This is a genomic window from Clostridium sp., assembly GCF_016650035.1.
Lineage (GTDB): Bacteria > Bacillota > Clostridia > Clostridiales > Clostridiaceae > Clostridium_AD.
In genome coordinates, this window is sequence record NZ_JAENWM010000127.1 from 1 (window position 1) to 7,788 (window position 7,788).

Annotated in this window: 10 protein-coding genes; all 10 read left to right on the top strand. The window is 29.7% G+C overall.

The annotated features are described in order from the left end of the window. Positions 1-251: 251 nt before the first annotated feature. The 10 genes from JJD95_RS18800 (at position 252) to JJD95_RS18845 (ending at position 7,617) form a co-directional block, all read left to right on the top strand. Positions 252-416: a hypothetical protein gene (locus JJD95_RS18800; protein WP_291644817.1), complete on the top strand. Its 165-nt coding sequence runs from the start codon at positions 252-254 to the stop codon at positions 414-416. After that, a complete protein-coding gene (locus JJD95_RS18805) occupies positions 403-1,542 on the top strand; it encodes an AP2 domain-containing protein (RefSeq protein WP_291644819.1) in 1,140 nt (379 codons plus the stop codon). Before JJD95_RS18800 ends, JJD95_RS18805 begins: the two co-directional genes overlap by 14 nt. Continuing rightward, positions 1,539-3,170, top strand: a complete 1,632-nt coding sequence (locus tag JJD95_RS18810) for a DHH family phosphoesterase (protein ID WP_291644821.1) — start codon at positions 1,539-1,541, stop codon at positions 3,168-3,170. The genes JJD95_RS18805 and JJD95_RS18810 overlap by 4 nt, the downstream gene beginning before the upstream one ends. A gap of 24 nt (positions 3,171-3,194) precedes the next feature. Next, positions 3,195-3,455, top strand: a complete 261-nt coding sequence (locus JJD95_RS18815) for a hypothetical protein (protein WP_291644823.1) — start codon at positions 3,195-3,197, stop codon at positions 3,453-3,455. A 113-nt stretch (positions 3,456-3,568) separates the two neighbouring features. Then, entirely contained in the window at positions 3,569-3,766 is a 198-nt protein-coding gene (locus JJD95_RS18820) for a hypothetical protein (protein ID WP_291644825.1), read from the top strand. Positions 3,767-3,779: 13 nt separating this feature from the next. After that, positions 3,780-4,091 carry a hypothetical protein gene (locus tag JJD95_RS18825; RefSeq protein ID WP_291644827.1) on the top strand — a complete coding sequence of 104 codons (312 nt, stop codon included), beginning with the start codon at positions 3,780-3,782 and terminating at the stop codon, positions 4,089-4,091. Between the two features lie 12 nt (positions 4,092-4,103). Beyond that, a complete protein-coding gene (locus JJD95_RS18830) occupies positions 4,104-6,386 on the top strand; it encodes a ribonucleoside-diphosphate reductase, adenosylcobalamin-dependent (RefSeq protein ID WP_291644829.1) in 2,283 nt (760 codons plus the stop codon). Positions 6,387-6,446: 60 nt separating this feature from the next. Continuing rightward, the gene (locus tag JJD95_RS18835; RefSeq protein ID WP_291644831.1) at positions 6,447-7,127 is read left to right on the top strand and encodes a deoxyuridine 5'-triphosphate nucleotidohydrolase; all 681 of its coding nucleotides are present in this window, start codon (positions 6,447-6,449) and stop codon (positions 7,125-7,127) included. Between the two features lie 21 nt (positions 7,128-7,148). Then, the gene (locus JJD95_RS18840) at positions 7,149-7,322 is read left to right on the top strand and encodes a hypothetical protein (protein ID WP_291644833.1); all 174 of its coding nucleotides are present in this window, start codon (positions 7,149-7,151) and stop codon (positions 7,320-7,322) included. A gap of 19 nt (positions 7,323-7,341) precedes the next feature. After that, complete coding sequence (locus JJD95_RS18845) at positions 7,342-7,617, top strand: hypothetical protein (RefSeq protein ID WP_291644835.1); 276 nt, start codon at positions 7,342-7,344, stop codon at positions 7,615-7,617. The last annotated feature ends 171 nt before the right edge of the window (positions 7,618-7,788 follow it).

Sequence of the window (7,788 nt, forward strand, 5' to 3'; positions counted from 1 at the left end):
ATATTAAACGATACCTATCATTATAAAGCGGAAGATAACTTTGATGAGGCTCTAGGATATACATTTATAGATTATGTTTATGGGAATCCAATAAGTACAAAAGAAATATTAGAAGGTCAGTGGTTTATTAACAATTAAACAGTAACTTACTATACTATATATAGTGGTATCGAAAAGAAACTAATACTATATGTAGTGTCAAAATTATTATAAAATTGGAATTTTAAAAGATGAAAGGAGAATGATAACTAATGCCAGCTAAAGGAAGTTATTGCGAAATGTGCAGTCACAGAGGAAAGAAAGTAGATATGATTTTGGATAAAGGTAGATATTTCTGTTCAAAAGAATGTGCTGTGTGGTACGAGAATACCTATTTAAAGGATGAGGAGGTTAAGAAGATAGATGGCGAAAATTAAAGACCTTGTCGGTCAAAATTTTGGAAGATTAACTGTTATTGAAAGAGCTCCAGATTATGTATCTCCCAATGGCTTAAAATCCACAAGGTGGAGATGTATTTGCAATTGTAAAACAGAAAATCCAAATTATGTAGATGTTATTAGTTCTAATTTAAGATCGGGGACGTCCAAGTCTTGTGGATGTATTGCAAAAGAATTAGCTGATTTAATAGGAAAAAGATATGGGAAATTAGTTGTTACAAGAAAAGTAGAAGTTAAGGCTAGTGCAGGAGGATATGTATATGATAGATGGTGCTGCGATTGTGACTGTGGAAACAAAGATATTTCCATATTAGCATCAAGTTTAAAATTGGGTATTAAGACAGATTGTGGTTGTATCAGAAATAATGCTAAAAACTTAATAGGTCAAACTTTTAATAGATTAACTGTTGTTGGTAAAGCAGAACCTTATGTTAATCCAGCTGGAAATGAGTTACCACAATGGTATTGTATTTGTGATTGTGATAAAGAAAACCCTAATTATATTATAGTTATGGCAGCACATTTAAAAGATGGACACACAAAATCTTGTGGATGCTTAAATATACAAAGAATAATGGAACGATGTAAAAAATATAATAGATATGATTTGAAAGGAGAATATGGCATAGGTTACACGTTTAAAGATGAACCCTTTTATTTTGATCTCGAAGATTATGACAAAATAAAAGAAATTTGTTGGTGTGCTAACAAAGATGGATATCTAATGGGTGGTTCAGGAAATTCAAATAATTCCATTTTGAGTAGATTAATCACAAATTGCCCTGATAATTTAAGAGTAGATCATATAGATCATAATGTTTATGATAATCGTAAAATTAATCTTAGATTTGCAACGATACAAGAGAATGCTATGAATATGAAAAAACCCAAAAATAATACATCGGGATGTAAAGGAGTATATTGGAGGGCAGATAGGTCAAAATGGATAGCTCATATAATGCTAAATAATAAATATATTTGGTTAGGACAATATAGTGAATTTGAAGATGCTGTAAGTGCAAGATTAGCGGCGGATAAAAAATATTTTGGACAATATAACTATTATAGTAGTACTGGAACTAATATTCAAGGTATAAATATATGAATAAACAGTGGAATATTCTGATACCTAAACCTAATCCAAAAGACGATATTATCGGTTCTATACTTGCTAAAAGAAATATATCAAACCCCGTTCATTTTCTTAAACCGCTTGAATCTGACTTATTACCCTTTGAAGATTTATCTAACATCAAAGAAGCTGCAGATATGGTCTTGAAAGCTATTGATGAAGGTAAAAGAGTGCATATATTGTCGGATTGTGATAATGATGGTGTAAATTCATCTGCAATTATCTTAAGATACCTTAGAGATTTTACTACTGAATTAAGTTGGTCAATCAATTCAGGTAAACAACATGGGATTGAATTCCAAGATTTAGAGTCTTATATTGGCAAATACGATCTAGTAATTGCAGTTGATTCTTCTAGTTCTAGTTATGAAGCACAAAAGTTTCTCGTTACTAACAATATTGACTTCCTCTGTTTAGATCATCATCCATGTGAAATAGAAAAATGTTCAGGCATAATCGTCAATTCAACTTTAAATTCATACAAAAATAAATTCTTATCCGGCAGCGGAGTTTGTTTAAAGTTCGTATTATACTTAGATTATTTGCAAGGTACAACAGGAGCAGAGGAGTTTTATGATTTAGCAGCATCAGGAATTATAGGAGATATGATGGATATATCTGAAGCATCCCCTGAGAATAGATATATATGTATGAAAGGCTTCAATTCATTAAATAACCCAGGACTTAAAGCGATTGTAGGAGATTACCCCTTCACAAGCACTTGCGTAGCTTTCTCCATAAGTCCAATTTTGAACGCCGGTGTTAGGACAAATCATGGAGAATTATCCGCACAGATATTGTTAAAGGATGATAAGAAAGTTGTTAAAAAGATATTAAACCAATTAAAGGAACTTAAAGAAATTCAAAATATACAAAAGGATAAATTAGTAGCAGAGTTAGAGAATGAAATTGAAGAAAGAGGAATTGCTAATGATAAAGTAATGGGATTTAATGTTAAGGGAGATACACAAACAAATCTTACAGGCCTTGTAGCAAATGTAATATCTTCTAAATATGATTGCTTAGTTATTATAGTACATCCATCAGAGAAAAAAGGATTATTGCGGGGAAGTATTCGTGGGAATTGTATAGATAATTTTAAACAACTTATCTTAGATACACGTCTCTCAGTCTACTGTATGGGTCATTTTGGAGCTGCAGGTATTGGAGTCTACGAATCAAGATGGAATCAGTTAATAACTACTTTAAATAAGAATTTAGAAGATGTAGAACTTAAAATAACAAGTCAAGTAGATATAATTTTAAAACCATCTGATATAACTACTAAGCTAATTAAGAAACTTGAATATGTAAACATAATTAGTGGAACAGGATTTAAACCAATCAATATTCTCATAGAAGGATTAGAGCCTGAAAATATTAGTACCATGAAATTATTACATTCAAAGTTTGAAGCTGACGGAATGGAATTTATCCAATGGCACTCAGATTTATCAGATCAACTTAAATGTGATAAAGGAATTTATAAAACTATTGATGTAGTTTCAACTGTGGGGATAGGAAATTTTCGTGGAAAGAAATCCCGACAAGCGATAATACAGGATTACAGAATTGAAAGTCACCTTGAATTTTTCAGATAATAAACAAAAGGAGATAATAAAGATATGGATATTGAGAAAAAAATGTTTGAAATATTTCAAACTCAAACTGACAAATACAACTTGTATATATCACTTATACAATATTGTAAAGAATTGGAAAACAACACTAAAGGAATAGAAAATTCCAAATTTTATTCTAATCTAACAGAATTGCAAAATAGTATAAATAATGTTGGATGGGAAAGACGACATTCAGAACAAATAAGTTATTTAAATAAATTGCAAAATAAAATATCTGATAAATATGATGATTATTTATACTAGAATAATAATCAAAAACAAATTAAATTTATTTTCAATAACCTCTTTACAATTAAACAATAACATGGTAGAATAAATCAACAAGTAAATAATACCAATACAGGGAGAAATGTCAAATGGAACAAAGAATATGTGAGATTTTAAAAAGTAATACATGGAAGGAGATAAAATTTGAAGATCTAAAAGAAAATAACATCTTCAGATTATTTGAAGGTGATAGAGAACCAGTTGTAGGTTTAGACGGAAGTACAAAGTTTGCAGCAGAATGTGATGCTTATCAAAATGAAGATGGAATATGGACAGTAGAAATATAGAGGAGGATTATAAATGAGTAATCATAACACTTATAAAATAGGAGCTATTCTTGAAATAGATGGTATAACAACTAAACAATCACATCAATATAGAGTTGGTAAATCCGGTACAATTGATAGTTTAAATGAAGGTTCAAGAGTGTGTTTTAAATATTCAGATGGTCATGGGATATTAATTACAAGTCCTATAGTTGAATATGCTGAAGATGATTATGGCGTATGGATAACTACTGTAAATTCTATGTATAGATTAAATCAGGTTTATGAAGAAGTTAATAATGATTGTGATAAAACAAGAGTTATGGAAAATATAAACATAAATTAGAGGAGGAATTATATGCAAATAAACGAATGGTTAGATACAAAATTAGGTCAAGATATATGGAATAATAAATATAGATTTAATGGTGAAAGTTTTGATGGCTGGATAGAAAGAGTATCAAATGGCAATACAGAATTAAAACAATTAATCATTGATAAAAAATTCCTATTTGGTGGTAGAACATTATCTAATTATAATACTGACAGAGAAGGTGCTTCAACAAGTAATTGTTATTCAAGTGGATATGCTCCAGATAGCTTAGAAGGACTATTAGAACTCAATAAGAATATAGGATTAACCTATAAAGTACAAGGAGGTCAAGGGTTATCACTTTCTAAAATAAGGCCAAAAGGATCTAAATTATCAACTTCTTATGAGACTGATGGAATAGTTCCATTTATGACAATATTTAATACTACTACAGCAAGTGTATCTCAAGGTGGTTCAAGAAAAGGGGCATTAATGATGTCATTAGATACTTGGCATAAGGAAGCTCCTACATTTATAAGAATTAAAAGTCAAACAGGCTCCATTGAAAAAGCAAATTTATCATTAGAAATAGATGATGAATTTATGCAATGTGTTAAAGACGATTATTCCACAGGAAATAAAACTACAATAAATAGAGTATTCACATATGAAACTGGTAGTATAGAATATGAAGTTATCCCTATAGATTTATATAAAGAGTTTTGTGGAATAGCTCATGAATGGGCAGAACCTGGTGCTATGTTTACAAATAGATTTAGAAATTATAATTTAATGGAATTTGATGATGAATATGAAATTGTGACAGGAAATCCATGTGGTGAACAGCCTCTTTCCAAGGATGGTGCATGCAATCTTGGATCTATTAATCTATCAGAATTCATTTTTAATCCATATACTGAAAGTGCATTATTTGATTGGGTAAACTTTACTAAAGCAGTAAAAGTATCAATAAATGCCTTAGATGAAGTAATAGATTATGGATATCAATATCATGCACTTCAATCTCAAAAAGATATGTCTTTTAATTACAGAAATATTGGATTAGGAATAATGGGATTAGGTTCAATGTTTTTTAAACTAAGTTTAGTATATGGTAGTTTAGATTCTATAATATTAATTGATAAAATTATAGAAGTTATGTTCAGAGCTGCAGTATTCACTTCAAATGACTTAGCTAAAGAAAAAGGTAAATTTCCTAAATATAAAGATGTAGTTTTTGATTCTGAAATCATTAAAAAACACTTTACCCAAAAGGAAATTGAATATTTAAGAATTGACGGATTAAGAAATTGCAGCTTATTAAGCGTAGCTCCTTCAGGAAGTATAGCGACTATGTTAAATATAACTACAGGAGTAGAACCTGCGTTTAGGATATCATACAAAAGGAAAACTGAATCTCTTCATAAGAATACAGATGTATATTATGATGTTTGTATTAAAGAAGCAGATGAATATAAGAAATTATTTAATACCGAAGAATTACCTTCTTACTTTATATCATCAGAAAATATAAATTATATAGATAGAATAGAAATACAATCAGTGATTCAAAATCATGTTGATACAGCAATATCATCTACAGTAAACGTTCCTAATGAGTTCACAATAGATGATGTAGAAAAATTATATATGTTAGCATGGGAAAAGGGATTAAAGGGAGTTACTATTTATAGGGAAGGTTGTTCAAGAGGAGGGATACTCTCCACCGGTAAAGAAAAAACTGAAATTGTTACTGAATCTGAAAGAGGAGCTTGGAAATCTAAAGCTGCCGATACATTCTATCATGAAAGAAAAGTATCTATAGGTTGTGGAAAACTTATGTTATTTATAGGATGGTCTGAAGTAGAAAACCAGATACAAGATTTCTTTGTTATAAGAAGTGGTAAAGGTGGTTGTGCTATGTCAATCTCAACTACAGTAATAGCCATGTCGGGTATGTTAAGACTCGGTGGAAATTTAGAAAATATTAAAAGAGCATTTGAAGGTGTGGGAGGATGTAACTCTTTTGTAGCACAGAGAGCAAAAGGAGTAAAACTTAGTAAAGGATCAAGTTGTGGAACAGCAATATTAAATGAGATAGAATTATTTGAATCTGAAATAAATAAAAGTAATATTAAAACCATTGAACCTATTAAAGTAAAAGAAGAAGTATCTACAAAGACACAAGAAGAAATATTATATCTAGAAGAAAATGGAGAAATTGATTATGCTAAACATTATAATAAATGTCCAATATGTGATGATACATTAGAACATAGTGGTAACTGTATTCAATGTGGTAGCTGTGGATTTTCCAAATGTGAATAAAATTATAAGTTACAATTAAACAATAATATAGTGGAGACTAACTCAGAGGAGAAAAGGATTATGAATATTAAAATAGTAACAGACACTGAAATGAGAGAAATAGAAAAAGGTATATTTACTAAAGTATCCAATGAACTTTCACTAAATGAAATACCAATTAATAAAGTATATTTTGCTAAGACAAAACCAAATGCAATTATTCCAACAAAAAGAGAAGAGGATGCTGGAAGAGATATCTATACTTGTGAAACTAAGACAATAGTAATTGAACCTTGCACTACTAGACTTGTAGATACTGGAATAGCAATAGCTTGCAATAAAGCATGGTTCCCTAAATTCTTTGATAAAGGTGGAATGGGAAGTAAAGGAATTATAGTAGGAGCTGGAGTAGGTGATAGCGGATATAGAGATGGTTATTTTATTCCTTTGGTTAATACAAATAAAGAAAAATGGTTAATTATATCTTCACAATCCAAGGAAGAAATTGCAAAAAGTACAGTATTTGATGTAATAAGAAATGAATTTAATGAATATGTATCTCTGGCTGATGGAGTAGAAATGGCACATGACAATAGATATATTAATAAAAAAAATTGTATAATTAAGCCATTAAATAAAGCTATAACTCAATTTGTAATGCTGCCAGTTCCACAACTTGATGAGGAAGAAGTAACGTGGGAAGAGTTAAAAGCAATCAAGAGCGAACGTGGGTTAGGGAAGCTAGGAAGTTCAGGCAAATAAATAATAAAGGAGAGTTATATTATGAATTGTAAATATTGTGATAAAGATAGATTAGTAGGGCAAGGTGCAATAAAGTTTATTAAGAAAGGTACTATAATTTGTATAAATGATAAGAATGAATTAGTTGTAAATATAAAAGGAGATCAAGCTAATATACCAATTAAATTTTTTCCTTGGTGTGGAAGTCAATTATAAATAATGAAGGAGGAATATTATGAAACAAATTAAAAATGTTCAATCAATCTCATTTGGTATTAGAGAAAATTATATAGAACCAGAACATACATTTGAAATTAAATCTAAATTTACAGAAGTAACAAAAGAACAATATACAGAGTACTTAGAAAATCTACCGAATGGATATGTGTACTCACCTAATACTATGGTAAGTAGAACTGATATAAGGGATGTAACTGAGTTAGGTATCATTATGGCTTACAGACATATTAAGGAGTGTGAGGGCGATATAGATAGGTATTATATATCTTAAAATGAATCTTTTATTAGATGAATAATATGAATAAAGCACGCAATAAGAATTAAGGAGGAAATTATTATGTTTTTACCAAGTTTTAGTAAAGAAACAAGTGATACTATTTCAGATTCAATAAATTTAGCAGTAAAAGGGTTAGACATGAAACCCAATGATATTATAGCTTTA